This is a genomic window from Stenotrophomonas sp. YJH_SMC_16 (assembly GCF_059367875.1).
In genome coordinates, this window is the sequence record NZ_JCAFRH010000011.1 from 73,405 (window position 1) to 89,883 (window position 16,479).

The 16,479-nt window shown below is 67.7% G+C and carries 15 protein-coding genes; 8 read left to right on the forward strand and 7 right to left on the reverse strand.

The features are described from left to right. Positions 1-3: 3 nt before the first annotated feature. Complete coding sequence (locus tag AC5P6E_RS19220; RefSeq protein WP_019336932.1) at positions 4-1,179, reverse strand: efflux RND transporter periplasmic adaptor subunit; 1,176 nt, start codon at positions 1,177-1,179, stop codon at positions 4-6. Between the two features lie 156 nt (positions 1,180-1,335). On the opposite strand from AC5P6E_RS19220, the gene AC5P6E_RS19225 reads away from it, so the two are divergent. The 3 genes from AC5P6E_RS19225 to AC5P6E_RS19235 all read left to right on the forward strand — a co-directional run bounded on the left by AC5P6E_RS19225 (position 1,336) and on the right by AC5P6E_RS19235 (position 5,574). Then, a complete protein-coding gene (locus AC5P6E_RS19225) occupies positions 1,336-2,019 on the forward strand; it encodes a response regulator transcription factor (RefSeq protein WP_010483717.1) in 684 nt (227 codons plus the stop codon). Beyond that, a complete protein-coding gene (locus AC5P6E_RS19230; RefSeq protein WP_019336931.1) occupies positions 2,006-3,382 on the forward strand; it encodes a sensor histidine kinase in 1,377 nt (458 codons plus the stop codon). Before AC5P6E_RS19225 ends, AC5P6E_RS19230 begins: the two co-directional genes overlap by 14 nt. 98 nt (positions 3,383-3,480) lie before the next feature. Beyond that, on the forward strand, positions 3,481-5,574 hold the full coding sequence (locus AC5P6E_RS19235; RefSeq protein WP_019336930.1) for a TonB-dependent siderophore receptor: 2,094 nt from the start codon (positions 3,481-3,483) through the stop codon (positions 5,572-5,574). Here AC5P6E_RS19235 and AC5P6E_RS19240 read toward each other — a convergent pair. After that, positions 5,558-7,075, reverse strand: coding sequence for an MFS transporter (locus AC5P6E_RS19240; protein WP_329834864.1), 1,518 nt, complete (start codon positions 7,073-7,075; stop codon positions 5,558-5,560). The two genes, AC5P6E_RS19235 and AC5P6E_RS19240, sit on opposite strands and share 17 nt — an antisense overlap. Positions 7,076-7,181: 106 nt before the next feature. On the opposite strand from AC5P6E_RS19240, the gene AC5P6E_RS19245 reads away from it, so the two are divergent. Further along, on the forward strand, positions 7,182-8,081 hold the full coding sequence (locus tag AC5P6E_RS19245; RefSeq protein ID WP_029550700.1) for a LysR family transcriptional regulator: 900 nt from the start codon (positions 7,182-7,184) through the stop codon (positions 8,079-8,081). A gap of 13 nt (positions 8,082-8,094) precedes the next feature. On the opposite strand, the gene AC5P6E_RS19250 is transcribed toward AC5P6E_RS19245, so the two are convergent. From AC5P6E_RS19250 to AC5P6E_RS19260, 3 genes are all read right to left on the reverse strand, one after another. After that, entirely contained in the window at positions 8,095-8,973 is an 879-nt protein-coding gene (locus tag AC5P6E_RS19250) for a LysR family transcriptional regulator (protein WP_495231246.1), read from the reverse strand. Positions 8,974-9,011: 38 nt separating this feature from the next. Next, positions 9,012-9,884 (reverse strand): SDR family NAD(P)-dependent oxidoreductase, encoded by an 873-nt coding sequence (locus AC5P6E_RS19255; protein WP_237706994.1) that lies wholly within the window; start codon positions 9,882-9,884, stop codon positions 9,012-9,014. A 167-nt stretch (positions 9,885-10,051) separates the two neighbouring features. Further along, positions 10,052-10,915, reverse strand: a complete 864-nt coding sequence (locus AC5P6E_RS19260) for a DMT family transporter (protein WP_019336926.1) — start codon at positions 10,913-10,915, stop codon at positions 10,052-10,054. Between the two features lie 132 nt (positions 10,916-11,047). Here AC5P6E_RS19260 and AC5P6E_RS19265 point away from each other — a divergent pair, with 132 nt between their 5' ends. Further along, positions 11,048-12,427, forward strand: coding sequence for an aminotransferase class I/II-fold pyridoxal phosphate-dependent enzyme (locus AC5P6E_RS19265; RefSeq protein WP_019336925.1), 1,380 nt, complete (start codon positions 11,048-11,050; stop codon positions 12,425-12,427). Here AC5P6E_RS19265 and AC5P6E_RS19270 read toward each other — a convergent pair. Continuing rightward, on the reverse strand, positions 12,366-13,310 hold the full coding sequence (locus tag AC5P6E_RS19270; RefSeq protein ID WP_019336924.1) for a LysR substrate-binding domain-containing protein: 945 nt from the start codon (positions 13,308-13,310) through the stop codon (positions 12,366-12,368). The genes AC5P6E_RS19265 and AC5P6E_RS19270 overlap by 62 nt on opposite strands. A 115-nt stretch (positions 13,311-13,425) precedes the next feature. Between AC5P6E_RS19270 and AC5P6E_RS19275 the strand changes: the two genes are divergently transcribed. Together AC5P6E_RS19275 and AC5P6E_RS19280 are read left to right on the forward strand one after the other, a co-directional pair. Next, on the forward strand, positions 13,426-14,124 hold the full coding sequence (locus AC5P6E_RS19275; protein WP_010483737.1) for a glutathione S-transferase family protein: 699 nt from the start codon (positions 13,426-13,428) through the stop codon (positions 14,122-14,124). An 86-nt stretch (positions 14,125-14,210) separates the two neighbouring features. Continuing rightward, positions 14,211-14,885 carry a class I SAM-dependent methyltransferase gene (locus AC5P6E_RS19280; protein WP_019336923.1) on the forward strand — a complete coding sequence of 225 codons (675 nt, stop codon included), beginning with the start codon at positions 14,211-14,213 and terminating at the stop codon, positions 14,883-14,885. Positions 14,886-14,888: 3 nt separating this feature from the next. Here AC5P6E_RS19280 and smqnr read toward each other — a convergent pair whose 3' ends face one another. Further along, positions 14,889-15,536 (reverse strand): SmQnr family pentapeptide repeat protein, encoded by a 648-nt coding sequence (gene smqnr / locus AC5P6E_RS19285; RefSeq protein ID WP_010483741.1) that lies wholly within the window; start codon positions 15,534-15,536, stop codon positions 14,889-14,891. Between the two features lie 159 nt (positions 15,537-15,695). Between smqnr and AC5P6E_RS19290 the strand changes: the two genes are divergently transcribed. After that, positions 15,696-16,472: a DeoR/GlpR family DNA-binding transcription regulator gene (locus tag AC5P6E_RS19290; RefSeq protein WP_019336922.1), complete on the forward strand. Its 777-nt coding sequence runs from the start codon at positions 15,696-15,698 to the stop codon at positions 16,470-16,472. The last annotated feature ends 7 nt before the right edge of the window (positions 16,473-16,479 follow it).

The following is a 16,479-nucleotide window of genomic DNA, read 5'->3' on the forward strand; positions in this document are numbered from 1 at the left end:
TGCTCAGTCCTTCCCGGCCGGTGCCGGCGCAGACTTCACCCGTACCGCCATGCCATCGGCCAGGCCCTGCGTGCCGGCCACCACCACCTGTTCACCGGCGGCCAGGCCATCGAGCACCAGCCACTGATCGCCCACCGCACGCGCGGTGCGGAACAGGCGCAGCTTCGCCTTGCCGCCCTCATCCACCACCCACACCTGCGCCTCGCCCTTCGGGCTGCGGTCGACCGCAGCCTGTGGCACCAGCAGCGCCTGCTGGCGGGTGCCCTGCCCCACCAGCGCGCGCACGTACATGCCTGGCAGCAGCTGCCCGGCGGGATTGGGAAAACGTGCACGCAGGGTGATGCTGCCGGTTTCCTGCTGCACGTCGATATCGGCAAATTCCAGAGTGCCGGGCAACGGATACGCGCTGCCATCGGACAGCCTCAGCCGCACCGCAGCGGTGGTGGCCTGCACGCCACCGTCGGCGATGGCGCGGCGCAAGGCCAGGTACTCGTTGCTGGACTGGGTGATGTCCACGTTCATCGGGTCGACCTGCTGGATCCGCGCCAGTGGGTTGGCCTGGCCCGAGGTGACCAGCGCACCCGGTGTGAACAGCGCGCGGCCGATGCGACCGGCGATCGGCGCGGTCACCGTGGCGAAACCAAGCCGCGTGCGCGCGGTATCCAGGCTCGCCTGTGCCGCCTGTACCGCGGCTGCGGCCTGCTGCCCGCTGGCGATGGCGTCATCCACGTCCTGGCGCGCGGCCAGCTGCTCGCCGCCCAGCGCCTGCATCCGTTGCGCGCGCAGGCGTGCGGTCACTGCCGCCGCTTCGGCGGTCTTCAGGTTGGCTTGCGCCTGGTTCACTGCCGCCTGGTACAGGGCCGGCTCGATCTGGAACAAGGGCTGCCCGGCATGCACGGATTCGCCCTCTTCGAACAGGCGTTTCACCAGCACGCCATCCACCTGCGGGCGCACATCCGACTCCTGCGATGCGATGGTCCGCCCAGGCAGCTCCTGTTCCATCGCCAGCGGCCTTTCCTGCATGGTCAGCACCTCCACCTCGTGAAGCCTGCCGGCCGGCGTGGACGCATCCTTGCCGCAGGCCGACAGCAGGCCGAGCAGAACGAGCGCAAGCAGCAGAGGCCGCCGGAGCCGCAGTGGCCGGGCATGGCATGGCAAGGGCATGTGCAGGAGGTTCATCGGGTGCCGGGGTTCCGCGCGTCGTGGGGAGACGCTCGGCGCCGAATATAGAAGACCTGTGCGCGGAATCTGGCGAATCGCGCATGAAACATTTTTCATTTGCAGTCACCGCGAGCGGTTGCGAGGATGGCAGCCATCCAACCTGCACAATGGCCCATGCCGCGCGTACTCACCATCGAGGACGACCTTGTCACTGCGGAGGAAATCGCAACAGAACTGCGCAGCCATGGCTTCGAGGTCGACGTTGCCGTTGACGGCACTGCCGGCCTGGCATTGGCGCGGGCGGGCGACTACGCGGTGATCACCCTGGACCGCATGCTGCCCGGCATCGATGGCCTGGCGCTGGTCACGGCCCTCCGGCGCGAAGGTATCGTCACGCCCGTACTGATGATCAGCGCGCTGTCGGACGTGGACGAGCGCGTGCGTGGCCTGCGTGCAGGCGGCGACGATTACCTGACCAAGCCGTTCGCCTCCGATGAGATGGCGGCCCGCGTGGAGGTATTGATCCGTCGCCAGAGCCAGGCCGGCCCTGCCGACAGTGTCCTGCATGCCGGCGACCTCGAACTGGATCTGATGACCCGTTCGGCCCGGCGTGGCGGGCAGGAGATCAGCCTGCTGCCGACCGAGTTCAAGCTGCTCGAATTCCTGGTCCGCAATGCCGGCCAGGTGGTCACCCGCAGCATGCTGTTCCAGGAAGTCTGGGGCTATCACTTCGACCCCGGCACCAACCTGATCGATGTCCACATCGGCCGCGTGCGCAAGCGCATCGAGCAGCCGGGCCGCCCTCAACCCATCACCACCGTACGTGGAACCGGCTATGTCTTCGATGCGCAATCCTGACCAGTGGCGCTCGTCCAGCAGCCGCCTGCTCGGGTTGTACTGCATCCTGTTCGTGGCCTGGTCGAGCCTGCTGCTGGGGGTGATGTACTGGCGCATCTCGGACTATCTCAATGACCTGACCGAATCCGGGCTGCAGCAGCGTGCCCATCTGTTCATGGCATTCGACGGCCAGGCACTGGACGATGCGTTGCGCGACAGCCAGCGCTTCGACCTGCACCAGGTCTACACCTACGGATTGTTCAGCGGCGACGGCGCGCCATTGGCTGGACCGCTGACCGCCATCCCAGCGGGACTGCCGCTGGATGGCAGCTCGCATCCGGTGGAAGGCTGGACATTGGTCGATGGAAAGCACGAGAGCGGCGGCAGCGCACTTGGCGTAGCGACCCGGGATGGGCGGACGCTGGTGTTCGTGCGCCAGAACGGCAAGCTCATGGCGGTCAACAGCATCATTCTCGATGCACTGCTGTGGGGCGTGTCGCTGACCGTCATCCCTGGCCTGGTCGGCTGGCATCTGCTGCGCCGGCGCCCGTTGAAGCGGATCCAGCAGATCGAAGCGGCCACCAGCCGCATCGTCGCCGGCGACCTCGGCCAGCGCCTGCCGGTATCCAACCGTCGCGACGAGATCGATCGGCTGTCGAGCATCGTCAATGCCATGCTCGAACGCATCGAGCAGCTGATGACCGAGGTCAAAGGCGTGTGCGACAGCATCGCCCATGATCTGCGCACCCCGCTCACCCGCCTGCGGGCGCATCTGTACCGCATGCGCGTCGGTCTGGACGAACAGGATCCCCATGCCGACCCGCTGGACAAGGCACTGGCGGAAACGGACATGCTGATGGCGCGCTTCACCGCGCTGCTGCGGGTATCCGAACTGGAAAGCCACCAGCGGCGTTCGGCCTTCGACGAGGTCGACGTTGCCGAGCTGCTGCAGGAACTGCACCAGTTCTACCTGCCACTGGCCGAAGAGAAGCAGCAGTTGCTGGAACTGCAGGTGGATCCAAAGGTTAGCCTGCTGCGTGGCGACCGTGAGCTGTTGTTCGAAGCGGTGGCGAACCTGCTGTCCAACGCCCTGCAGTTCACCCCTGCGCACGGCCGCATCCTGCTGCGTGCGGTCGATGATCACGGCGCGCCGAGGATCGATGTGATCGACAATGGACCCGGCATCCCGCCGCAGGATCGCACACTGATCTACCAGCGCTTCTTCCGCGGCAGCAGCAGTGCCGGCCAGGGACCTGGATTCGGCTTGGGCCTGTCGATCGTGGCCGCCATTGCCGGCCTGCACGGCTTCCGGCTGCGCGCAGGCAGTGCCCCGGGCGGTGGCGCCTGGCTGAGCATCCGCGGCGCCTCGGACGGCCTGCCCTGACGCCTGTCCCGAGTGATCCAATCGCATTTGGGAATCATTTGTATTTGCAGTCGAGCATCCGGATAATCCGCCGTCACCGCCTTCCCGGATTCCTGACGATGCCCGCCCTGTCGCCGCGCCGCCCGCTGCTGTACACGCTTGCCCTGCCCACCCTGCTGGCCTCGGCCATCGCCCAGGCCCAGGACGGCCCGGCGGCACGCACCCTGGACAAGGTGACCGTGGTGGCCGAGCGGGCCAGCACCGCGACCAAGACCGACACCGCCCTGACCGAGACGCCGCAGGCGATCAGCGTGGTCACCCAGCAGCTGTTCACCGATCGCGGCGCGCACAACCTGCAGGAAGTGCTGCGCTACAGCGCCGGCGTGACCGCCGATGCCTGGGGCCTGGATACCCGCAACGACGCGACCTCGGTGCGCGGGCTGGACCCCGTGCAGTACCAGGATGGCCTGCGCCGCAGCTACGGTTTCAGCCCTCTCGCCCGCCCGGAAATCTATGGCCTGGAGCGGGTGGAAGTGCTGCGCGGCCCGTCCTCGGTGCTGTACGGTGCCGGCGCCACCGGCGGCATCATCAATGCGATGAGCAAGCGCCCGACCTTCGGCGCCCTCACGGGCGAGGTCGGCGTGCAGTTCGGCAGCTTCGACCGCAGGCAGCTTCAGGGTGACATTGGCGGCGCCTTGAACGATGCCGGTACGCTTGCCGGCCGCTTCGTCGGGCTGATGCGTGAATCCAACATGCAGACCGATGTACTCAACGATGACCGCATCTACCTGGCGCCCTCGATCAGCTGGCGCGGCGAACGCAGCACGCTGACCCTGCTGGCCAGCTATCAGCACGACAGGACCGGCTCCAGCCAGCAGTTCCTGCCGCTGGCCGCGACCCTGCTGGCACTGCCGGGTCGCCGCCTGGGCACTTCCACCTTCATCGGCCACCCCGGCTTTGATCGCATCGATTCGCGCGTCTACAGCCTGACCGCGCTGTTCGACCACAGCTTCAATGACGTGCTCAGCCTGCGCTCGGCGGTGCGCTACATCGATGGCAGGACCACCCTGCAGCAGATGTACGTGGACAGCTACAGCAATCCGGCAGATCCCTTCATCGATGCCGACCACCGCGTGGTCAACCGCACCGCCTACGGCACCCGCCCCGACGTGCAGATCTTCAGCGCCGACAATGCGCTGCAGTTCGACTTCGCCACCGGTGCCTTCCAGCACCTGCTGCTGGCCGGGGTGGACTACAGCCAGTACAAGGAGCAGCTGCAGCGGCTGGATGCCACCGGCACGCCGATCGACATCTACGCCCCGGTGTCGGCCGCACCGGTCGTGCGTGGCTGGGATCGTCAGCCGGACCAGACCTCCACCCAGCTGGGTGTCTATGTGCAGGACCAGATCCGCTGGGCCGACCGCGTCTCGCTGGTGCTGGGCGCGCGCCGCGACCATGCGCGCTCGAAGACCGAAGGCCAGCCCAGCCAGACCGACAACGCGACGACCTACCGCGCCGGCCTGATCGGCGACCTCGGCGCCGGTGTATCGCCCTACCTGAGCTATAGCGAGTCGTTCCTGCCGGTCACTGGCCAGGACCTGTTCGGCCAGGCCTTCAAACCGATGCGTGGCCGCCAGAGCGAGGCCGGCATCAAGTGGCAGCCGGCACGCAACCTGCTGCTGACGATGGCGGCGTACCGCATCACCGAAACCAACCGCCAGACCAACGACCCGGACAACGTGCTGAACGTGGTGCAGACCGGGCAGATCCGCTCCAAGGGCCTCGAGCTGGAAGGCCAGTTCCAGTTCGCCAACGACCTCACCATCACCGCCGCGGTGGCCCGCAATGAGGCCGAAGTCAGCCACAGCAACTTCGCGCTGGAAGTGGGCCAGCGCCTCAACGACACCCCACAGGACCTGGCCTCGGCCTGGGTATCCAAGGGCTTCCAGCTTGACGATGCCGCACGCCTGCGCCTGGGCCTGGGCGTGCGCCACGTCGGCAACACCGTATCGCTGGGCAATGGCGGGCGCATCATCACGCCCAGCTACACGCTGGCCGATGCATTGGTGGAAGTGCAGGTGACCGACTGGACGATGGCATTGAACATCACCAACCTCACCGACAAGCGCTACTACGCCCCGTGCCGTACGTTTGGCGACTGCTTCGCCGGCTACCCGCGCGTGGTCACCGGCACCATCAGCTATCGGTTCTGAGCACGGCCAATGTCGGCCGCCGCAGCAGCAGGTGAAACACCACCGCGCATGCGGCGGTCAGCAGTGCCAGCAGACGCAGCAGCACCGCCAGCGCCTCGGCACTGGCGTGCTGCAGCTGCTCACCGCTCATCGACGGCAGCAGTGCCTGCGCCTGTGCCTGCGTACCCGTGGCCAGATAGGCACCAGCGCGCGCCAACGATGCAGGCGATGCTCCCTGTAGATGCTCGCTGGCAATCAGCGACAGCACTGCTGTCACCGCCGCCAGCGCAATACCTTCGCCGGCCACCCGCACGGTGCCGAAGATGCCTGCAGCCATGCCGGCCCGCTGCACCGGCACCATGCTCACCGACAACCCGTCCATCAGCCCCCACGGCAACGCCGTCCCTGCGCCGATCAGTACCAGCCATGGCATCCACTGCCGCGGCGACGGATTGGCCGCATACCGCGACAGCAGATACAGGCCGCACGCACACACCAGCAGGCCAAGAGTGCACAGCCGTGCGCTGCCGATCCGTCCCGCCCAGCGCGCGGCCAACAGCGGCAGCACCAGCATCGGCGCAGACAGGGCCAGCATCTGCAGGCCAACCCACGTGGTGCTCTGCCCATGCACACCCAGGAGTTGAAGCGGCAACACCACCAGCAGCACCACGTAGCCGAGGCAGGTCGCCACCGGTAGCAGCTGGACGCCCAGGAACGCCGGTTGCGAGAACAGCGAGAGGTCCAGCAATGGGAATGGATGCATCCGTTCGACGCAGACGAACGCTGCGCCGAGCAACAGCGTGGCGAGCAATGCCAGTTGCACGCGCATGGCGTGCACGCCGAATTCGCCCAGCCACAGCAGGGCCAGCGTCAGCGCCGCCAGCATCATGCTGAAACCCAGCATGCCGCCGACATCCAGCCGGCCGCGCTCTCCATGGCTCTCAGGCAACACGCGCGCGCCCAGTGCGAAGGCCGCCAATGCCGGTAAACCACCGGCTGCGAACACACTGCGCCATCCCAGTGCCTGCAGCAGCAGGCCCGCCAGCAACGGCCCAAGCGCCAGCCCCGCACCGAACGTCGTGCCCAGCAGGGCGAAGACGCGGCCACGCGCCGGCCCCTGCCAGCCCTGCGCCAGCGCCGCAGTGCCCGAGGCCAGCGCGGCGGCGGCGGCAACGCCCTGCAGGCCGCGCGCCAGATCCAGCCACAGCAGCGTCGGGGCCACGCATACAGCGGTCGTAGCAGCGGTGAATCCGACCGTGCCCGTCAGGAACATCCGCCGACGGCCGTAGCGGTCGGCCAGGCCACCGGCAGCAAGCAGCAGGCTGCCGAAGGTCAGCATGAAGGCATTGGTCACCCAGGCCAACGCGGTGGGCGAGGCCCCCGCAGAACGAGCCAGCACCGGCACCGCGACGGCACCGGCCGAAAAGGACAACGGCAGCGCCAGCGCGGCCAGGCAGACCGCAAGCAGCGTCCAGTGCTGCTGCATGCGGACGGGTATAGGGCGTATCGAAACCGGGGCCATGTGGGCCTCCATCCATCAGGGGCGTTGATGATGGGCAGGCCGGTATTGCTGAAAAACAGGCTGGATGGACGTTGATTGCGGCCAGATGTTCCGCAATCATGCCCGCATGGACTCCATCTCCGCCCTGCTTGCCTTCGTCCGTACCACCGAAGCCGGCAGCATCGTCGGCGCTGCCCGCGTGCTCGGCCTGTCCGCCTCGGCGGTCGGCAAGCGTATCGCCCGCCTTGAGCAGGAACTCGGCACCCGCCTGTTCCATCGCACCACCCGCCGCGTGCACCTCACCGACGAAGGCGAATTGCTGCTGCAACGCTGCCGGCGTGCGTTGGATGAACTTTCCGAAGCGCAGGCAGACCTCGCGCAGCGACAGCACGCCCCCAGCGGGCTGCTGCGCATCGGTCTGCCCACCATCGGCTACCGCTTCCTGCTGCCGGTGCTGCCCGGCTTCCAGCAGCGCTACCCACAGGTGCAGCTGGAACTGGACTTCAACGACCGCATCGTCGATGTGGTCAGCGAAGGCCTCGACGCGGTGATACGCAGCGGCGAACTGGCCGATTCCAGCCTGACCGCACGGCGCCTGGGTGGCTTTCGTTTCATGCTCTGCGCGGCGCCTGGCTATCTGCAGGCGCACGGCATTCCCAGCGATGTGGGCGATCTGCGCATGCATGCGGCTCTGCGCTTCCGCTACCCGACTACCGGGAAGCTGCACCCCTGGCAGTTGCCGGGGGTGGAAGGCGATGCAGGCGCGCGCCTTCCGACGGCGATGACCTGCAACAACATGGAAGCCGTGCTGGCCGCCGCCATCGGCTGCATGGGCCTGGCCTGGATGCCCGACTTCCTGGCGGCCGACGCACTGGCCGACGGCCGCCTGCAACAGGTGCTGCCAGCGCTGCCCACGCACAAGGGGCAGTTCTCGCTGCTATGGCCCGGCGGGCGCCACCCCAGCGCACGGCTGCGGGTGTTCATCGACTATGCCGCTGCGCATCTGTTCCGCAGCGGCCAGGCATAGCCGATCCGCAGGATCAGCCGGTGGTCGCGGCCATCAGGAAATTGCGCACCACCGGCAACGCCTGTTCCGGGCGCGTGCAGAACTGAAGCGCGAAACACGCTGCATCGCCATCCAGCACACGGTAGACAATCTCCTGCGGACGAAAGCTGGCCATGCTGGCAGGCACGATCGCCACGCCGGCGTCTACGGCCACCAGTGACAACACCGCGTGCATGCCCTGTGCTTCCTGCACCACGCGCGGCGTGAATCCCGCCGCCGTGCACAGGCCCAGCACCTGTGCATGGAAGCCGATGCCCTCGCCCGCCGGCCAGGAAACGAACGGCTCGTCAGCCAGCATCGCCACACTGACCTCCGGCACATCGGCCAATGCATGTGCACGTGGCAGCGCAATCGCCAAATGGTCGTGGTCGAAGTCGAGCAGCACCAGCTCGGCTGCGGGAATCGGTGGAATCAACACGCCCACGTCGATGCGCTGCTCACGCAACCACAGCTGCTGCTGGTGCGACGTGGCTTCCTGCAGGTGCAACTGCACCTGCGGGTACTGCTGGCGGAAGCGGCGGATCAAACCTGGCAGGCGGCCATACAGCGCACTGCCGACATAGCCTACGCGCAGGCAGCCAGACTGTCCGCTCGCCGCCTCGCGCGTGCGCAGCAATGCCTGCTCGGCCTGCTGCAGCGTCGCACGTGCCTCCACCAGCAACGTCTGCCCGGCCACGGTCAGGCCCAGGGTGCGGTTGCCGCGCACGATCAGTTCACATCCGAGCACGTCTTCCAGCCGACGTATCGCTGCCGTCAGTGGTGGTTGCGACATGTGCAGGCGGGCCGCGGCGCGATGGAAATGCAGTTCTTCGGCCACGGCCACGAACTGGCGAAGCAGGCGCAGGTCGATCATCTCGAAGCAGACAGTAGGAACCTGCCTAGGGTACGCCCTCAACCACGCTGGTCCACGCTGGCGCGCGCGATGGCCGGCCACTGCAGGGCCACCGACTCGATGCTGTCCGCACTGACCGCACGCAGATCGCGTGGATACGCCACGTGCTCGGCCTCCTGCAGGCGCAGTGCATGGAACTGCCCGTTGCTGGCGCGCAGCGTCCATCCGCCCACGTGGCAGCACGTGGATGCCAGATAGGCCACGCCCTGCGCGACCGCCTCCGGATGCAGTTCGTCGGGTTCGCCTTCGATGCCCCACATGCGCGTCTTCGCTACCGGCGAAACCGCATTGACCACGATGCCGTGCTCGGCGCCTTCCAGGGCCAGCACATTGACCAGGCCAAGCGCGGCCAGCTTGCCCATCGCATAGGCAGACAGTCCGCGCTGTGCGTACTGCGGATACAGCGCGCGATCGGAGGTGGTGATGACGATGCGGCCCCCGCCCGCCGCGCGCATCGCCGGCCACACCGCCTGCGCCAGCCACAGCGGCGTCTTCGCCGCCAGGCACAGCGTCTGATCCAGCGCCTCGTCCTCGATCGCTTCCAGCGGCTGGTACTCGACCCAGCCCGCGTTGTGGATCAGGAAATCGATGCGGCCATGTTGCTGCAACAGATCCTGCACCAGCGCGTGGCAACCCGAGCGATGGTCGATGGGACCGCTTGCGGCCTGCACCGGCAGACCCTGCCCCTGCAGCACTTCCACGCTGCGAAGGATGCGCTGCGGATCGGCGCCGCGGCCATCGGTACCGGCACCGACGTCATGCATCACCACCTGCGCACCGCGCTCGGCCAGCAGGCGGCTGTAGGCCAGACCCAACCCACCCGCGGCACCGGTCACCAGGCCCACCTGACCCTCGAAGGAAATACGCGACATCGGCTTCATACGCACAGCTTCAGCCAAGCTCACCGCCCCGGCCAATACCGTTGACCACCGCCCACGATACGCCCTCGCTATCACCGGAAAAGGGGACGGAGGGGATTAAGTCGTTTCAGGCACAGCAGGGCCAGTTACGACTTAATCCCTTCCGTCCCCTTTTTCGCTCAGCGGCTGAAGCGGCGCGCGCCGGCGACGCAGATCACCGCGACCACGGTCACCAGCACCATGCTGAGGCTGACCGCTTCATGCAGCAACAGCGCAGCCAGCGCCAGGCCGAAGAACGGTTGCAGCAGCTGTAGCTGGCCGACCGCGGCGATTCCACCCTGGGCCAGCCCGCGATACCAGAACAGGAACCCCAGCAGCATGCTGAACACCGCCACGTAGCCCAGCGCCCACCACGCGGATGCCCCCACTTCGACGAACGAGGGCGGGCGCATCAGCACCGTCAGCGGCAGCATCACCGGTAGTGCCAGCAGCAGCGCCCAGCTGATCACCTGCCAGCCGCCGAGATGACGGGCAAGCCGACCGCCTTCCGCGTAGCCCAGTCCACACACCACGATCGCCGCCAGCATCAGCAGGTCGGCCTGCAACGAGGCCTCGATGCCGTTGCGCGCGGCATAGCCGACCACGCAGGCGCTGCCCAGCAGCGAGAACAGCCAGAACGCCGGGCGCGGCCGATCGCCACCGCGCAGTACGCCGAACACCGCAGTGCTCAGCGGCAACAGGCCGAGGAACACGATGGTGTGCGCTGATGAGGCGTGGCGCAGGGCAAGCGCAGTCAGCAGCGGGAAGCCGACCACCACCCCCAGGCTGACAACCGCCAGTCCAGGCAGATCACTCCGGCGCGGCCACGGCTGGCGCAGCATCAGCAGCAGGCCCAGGCCGAGTATGGCGGCGATGGTGGCGCGCGCGGCGGTAACGAACCCGGCGTCCAGCTGCAGCACGGCCAGGCGGGTGGCCGGCAACGAGCCGGCAAAGATCACCACACCGATGAAGCCATTGATCCAACCACTCGCCGACCGTTCCACGTCTGTACTCCCGGGGTGCCGGGCGGTGCCCGGCGGGGTCTCCATGGAAGCACCTGCGGCCCGCGCCCCCCAGCTACAATCCAGTACAGTTTCAAATAACTGTACTGCCCACACTTACAGCACACTTTCGCCATGACGCGCCCGCTTACCCGCATCGAATCGGTCATCCAGGCCGTCCGTACCCGCATCGGCGCGCGGGTGGATGGCCCCGGCTCACGCCTGCCCTCGGTGCGTGCGCAGGCGGCGGCGATGGGCGTGTCGGTCTCCACCGTGGTCGAGGCCTACGAGCGCCTCGCCGCCGAAGGGCTGATCAGCGCGCGTGCCGGTTCCGGCTTCTATGTCAGTGGACCGGCCGCACCGCTCGCCCTGGCCGAAATGGAACCACGCCTGGACCGCGCGGTGGACCCGCTGTGGGTGTCGCGGCAATCGCTGGAAACGCCGGCGGGCCACCTCAAGCCGGGCTGCGGCTGGATGCCCAGTGATTGGCTGTATCACGACGGCGTGCGCCGCGGCCTGCGCCGACTGGCGCGTGCCGATGCCATGCAGCTGGTCGACTACGCCGGTCCGCTCGGGCTGCCCGCATTGCGCCAGCTGCTGCAGCGGCGCAGCGCGGCGCTGGGCATTGATGCACCGATTGAGCAGATCCTGCTGACCGAATCCGGTACGCACGCGGTCGATCTGCTCTGCCGTTTCCTGCTCAAGCCCGGCGACTGCGTGCTGGTGGATGATCCGAGCTACTTCAACTACCACGCGCTGCTGAAGGCGCACCAGGTGCAGGCCATCGGCGTGCCGTACACGCACAGCGGCCCGGACCTGGAGGCGGTCGCGCAGGCACTTCAGGCGCATTCGCCACGGCTGTACATCACCAACTCGGGCCTGCACAACCCGACCGGCGCGGTGCTCTCGGCCAGCACCGCGCATCGGCTGCTGGGGCTGGCCGAACGCAGCGAACTGATCATCGTCGAGGACGACATCTTCGCCGACTTCGAACTGCAGCCGGCACCGCGCCTTGCTGCGCTGGATGGGCTGTCGCGGGTGATCCACGTCGGCAGCTTCTCCAAGACCCTGTCGGCCGCTTCGCGCTGTGGCTACATCGCTGCACGCCAGGACTGGATCGAAGCGCTGACCGACCTGAAGCTGGCCACCAGCTTCGGCGGCGGCCATCTGGCGATGCAGTTGATGCACATCGCGCTGACCGACAGTGGCTATCGCCGCCACATGCAATCGGTGCGCTCGCGCCTGGCCGATGCGCGCCGGCACACACTGCGGAAACTGCACACGCTGGGCATCACGCCGTGGCTGCAACCGGAAGCCGGCCTGTTCCTCTGGTGCCAGCTTCCCGATGGCCGCGATGCTGCTGCGCTGGCACGGCAGTGCCTGCGCGAAGGCATCGTGCTGGCCCCGGGCAACGCGTTCAGCCAATCGCAGCGCGCGGCCGACTATGTGCGTTTCAACGTCTCGCAGTGCCAGGACCCGAGGATCTGGCAGGTACTGGCACGCGCGCTGCGTTGAGCTGGTAATGCGCGACCAGCGCATCCACCACCACGCGCACGCCCGGCAGCTGGCCGCGACGATGCGGCAGCAGCACGCTGGTGGTGACTTCGCCGGCATGCCACGCCGGCAGGACCTGCTGCAGGCGGCCAGCAGCGATGGCCGCCGCACACAGGCTGTAGGGCAGCACGGTGATGCCAAGACCCGCTTCTGCCGCCGCGATCAGCAGCTGCGATTCATTGCCGACCAGCGCCACCTGCGGCTCCACCTGCACGGTGCCGGCGTCGGCGCTGTGCAGCGTCCAGCGCGTTGCATGGCGCGCGGTCAGCAGGCCGGCATGCGCGCGTAGCTGCTCGGGCGTGTCCACTGCCGGCGCGGCTGCCAGATAATCAGGGGACGCCACCAGCACGATGCGTTCGCTACCGAGCATTCGCTGCACCAACCCGGAATCCGGCAGCGGACCGAAGTGGCTGCGCAGGGCGATGTCGATGCCCTCCTGCGCCAGATCGATGAAACGATCACTCACTTCAACTTCGATGCGCAGCCGCGGATAGCGGCGGGCCAACGCGGGCAGGCACGCGGCGAGCTCGCCCTGCACCACCGGAATCGAAGCGCTGATGCGCACGGTGCCGCTGGGTTCGGCCTGGCGGTCGCGGACAATGGCCTCCGCAGCCTCTACCTCCGACAACGCCGCGCGTGCGCGTTCGAAGAACTCTTGGCCGACCTCGGTCAGCGCGAAGCGGCGCGAACTGCGTTGCAGCAGCCGCACTTCGAGGTGTTCTTCCAGCAGCGCCACGCGCTTGCTAAGGGTCGAGCGCGGCAGGCCCAGATGGCGCCCACCTGCGGCGAAACCACCCTGCTCCACTGCGGTCACGAACAGGGCCAGATCATTGAGGTTGAGCATGCGCAACGTCCACACGTGTGGACTTCAGGATGCCATTCGGACGGCTTCAGCGGAAATGTCCATGCTGGCACGCTTTCCTCACCCGCCGCATCGCGGCTCGAACCGGAAATCTGCCATGACCCCGATCCTCTTCTACGGCGTGCCCTCGGGCTGCTCGTTCGGCTCCATCGTTGCACTGGAGTGGCTGCGCCAGCCTTACCAGCTGTGCCGCATCGACATGCCCGGCCAGGTGCAGGGCGAAGACTACCGCCGCCTCAATCCACTGGGCGAAACCCCGACCCTGCGAACCCCGCAGGGCGAGCTGCTCAGCGAGAGCCTGGCCATCCTCAACCACCTGGCCGCGAAGGGCATCGCGCAGGGGCTGGGCTTCGCACAGGGCACGGCTGGCTTCGATCGCCTCAACCACCGGCTGGCCTATCTCAACACCAGCTTCTTCGGTGCCTACGCGCCGCTCTGGCACGCACTGGAGCATGCGGAAGGTGATGAAGCCGAGGTGCTGGGTGCCTATGGCACGACCAAGGTGCGCCACGCCCACCAGGCGCTGGAGCAGATGATCGGTACGGGCCCGTGGCTGCTGGGCGAACAGCGCAGCTTCGCCGATGCCTACTTCGCCGGCATCGCGCGCTGGAACGACTATCACCAGGTGGTCGACCGCCGCGAGTTCCCCAGGGTGCAGCAGCTGTTCGAACGCCTGCAGGACGACGCGGGCGTGCAGTTCGCCCACGCCATCGAAGCGCAGCAGCCGGCAACCAGCAGTGGTGGCTTCCTCGGCGAGGTGAGGCTGGAAGACGTGCTTGAGGCCGCAGCGGCCTGAGCCCTGTGCTGTCTCTGCGGCAGCGGCGCGCAATGCCTCTTGCGCGCCGCGCTACAGTGGTCTGTCCCCGTCGAAGGAATCCGCACATGTCCACGTTCTCCGACCCGCAGGCGGTGGCCCGCTATGCCGAAGCACCGCTGCGCCAGGTGCCCGGTTTCCTCGCGTTGCAGCAGATGAGCCGCCTGCTGCTGGCCGAACGCGTTCCCGCACAGGGCCGCGTGCTGGTACTCGGTGCCGGTGGCGGGCTTGAGCTGAAGGCCTTCGCCGAGGCACAGCCGGGCTGGCAGTTGCTCGGCGTGGATCCGGCCGCACCGATGCTGGCCCTGGCCGAACAGACACTGGGTCCGCTGAAGTCGCGCGTGCAGCTGCTGGAAGGCTACATCGACGATGCGCCCGATCTGCGCTTCGACGGTGCCAGCTGCCTGTTGACCCTGCACTTCCTCGACGCCGCGCAGCGCCTGCACACGTTGCGCGAGCTGCACCGGCGCCTGCAGCCCGGCGCGCCGCTGGTGGTGGCGCACCACAGCGTGCCGCAGGATCCGGCCGGCAAGCTGCGCTGGTTGCAGCGCTACGCGGCGTTCGCCGAAGCCTCGGGGGTTGCCCGCGCCGATGCGCAGCGCGCGATCGAGGCCATTGCCGAGCGGCTGCCGCTGCTGGCGCCCGAGCAGGAGGTCGCCCTGCTGCAGGAGGCCGGCTTCGACGACGTGGAGCTGTTCTATGCCGGCTTCAGCTTCAAGGGCTGGGTGGCGTACGCTAGGTGATGCTTACGGCACCACGGTGATGCCGATGCGCTGCATCAACAGCGCCACCTGCTGCACGTCCAGCGTGGCGCCGCGCAGGTTGGTCCTGCGCAGGTCCAGCTCGCCCAGCTCGGAGTTGGTCAGATCACAGTCGGTGAAGTTGGCGCTGTTCCAGTCGATGCCCTCGAACTGGCCGCCGGACAGGTCCGAGCCGGCGAAGCTGGCGCCACTCACGTTCGCACCGTCCCAACGGTTTTCCCATAGCTCGCACTTCTCCAGCGTCACCCGCGAGAAGTTCGCGTAGCGCAGGTTCGACTTCTTGATGAAGGCACTGCAGAACCAGCTCCGCGTGGTGATCTGGTTCATGAAGCTGGCGTTGCTGAAATCCGCGCCCTGCGCGCGGCACTCGCTGATCTCCAGGCCCAGTGCCTTGATGAAGTTGAAGTGGCACATGCTGATGTCGCAGCTGCGGAAGCTGGCTTCCTTCAGCGTGGCGCCGTTGAAGCGACAGCCGGCACGGCTGTCGGCATCGTAGAAACTGCAGTTGATGAACTCGGTGCCGGTCAGGTCCGCGCCGGAGAAATCGCACTTGTGGAACTGCTGGTCGACCACTTTCTGGCCGGTGTACTGGTCTGCGCCGATGCGCAGCTCGCGGTGAACGGTGGGGGACATCAGGGATTCCATGCCAGGTGCCCCGCCATGATGCCGGCCGCGAGGGCGATCCATAGACTCCGGGCGCCGGCGGGTTCACCGGCAGTCCAGCCACCCTGTGCCCACTTCCATCCATTGCACGTTGTTGCACGTTAATGCACGAATGTGCAGAATTGTGTCATGAGCTCCGTTCCCAGCCCCCTCCCCGCCCAGCGCACCCGGCAGATCCTCGAGGAACTGCGCCAGCAGGGCCGCGTGGTCGCCGCCGAACTGGCGCGCCGCTATGCCGTCTCCGAAGACTCGATCCGCCGAGACCTGCGCGAGCTGGCCGCACAGGGCCTGTGCCAGCGTGTCTACGGCGGCGCCGTGCTGCCACCACCGAAGGAACGCCCGCTGCGCGAGCGGCTCACCCGCGACCGCAGCGACAAGGCCGAGCTGGCCGCCCGCGTCTGCGCGCTGCTGCAACCCGGCCAGGTCGTACTGCTTGATGCCGGTTCGACCAACCTGGCGATCGCCCAGCAACTGCCGGCCGCTCTCGGGCTGACGGTGATCACCAATGCCCCGCAGATCGCCACAGCCGCCAGCATGCTTGAAGGCACCCTGGTGCAGCTGATCGGCGGCCGCCTGGCCAGCGGCGGCGGTGCGGTCGGTGCCGAAGCGTTGGCCCAGGTGCAACGCCTGCGTGCCGACGTGTACCTGCCCGGCCCCTGCGCGGTGGACGGCGACACCGGCGTGTGGGCGATGGATGCCGAGGAAGCCACGCTCAAGCGCGCGATGGTGGCCTGCAGCAGTCGCATCATCGTCGCCGCCACCACGGAAAAGCTCGGCGCCCGCGGCCACTGGCAGATCGCCAGCCTCGACGAGATCGACGATCTGGTGCTGACCACCACCGCACCGCCCGCACTGGCAGCTCGCTTCCGCGCCGCCGGTATTGCGGTGCACCCCACTCCTCCCTGACCGTACC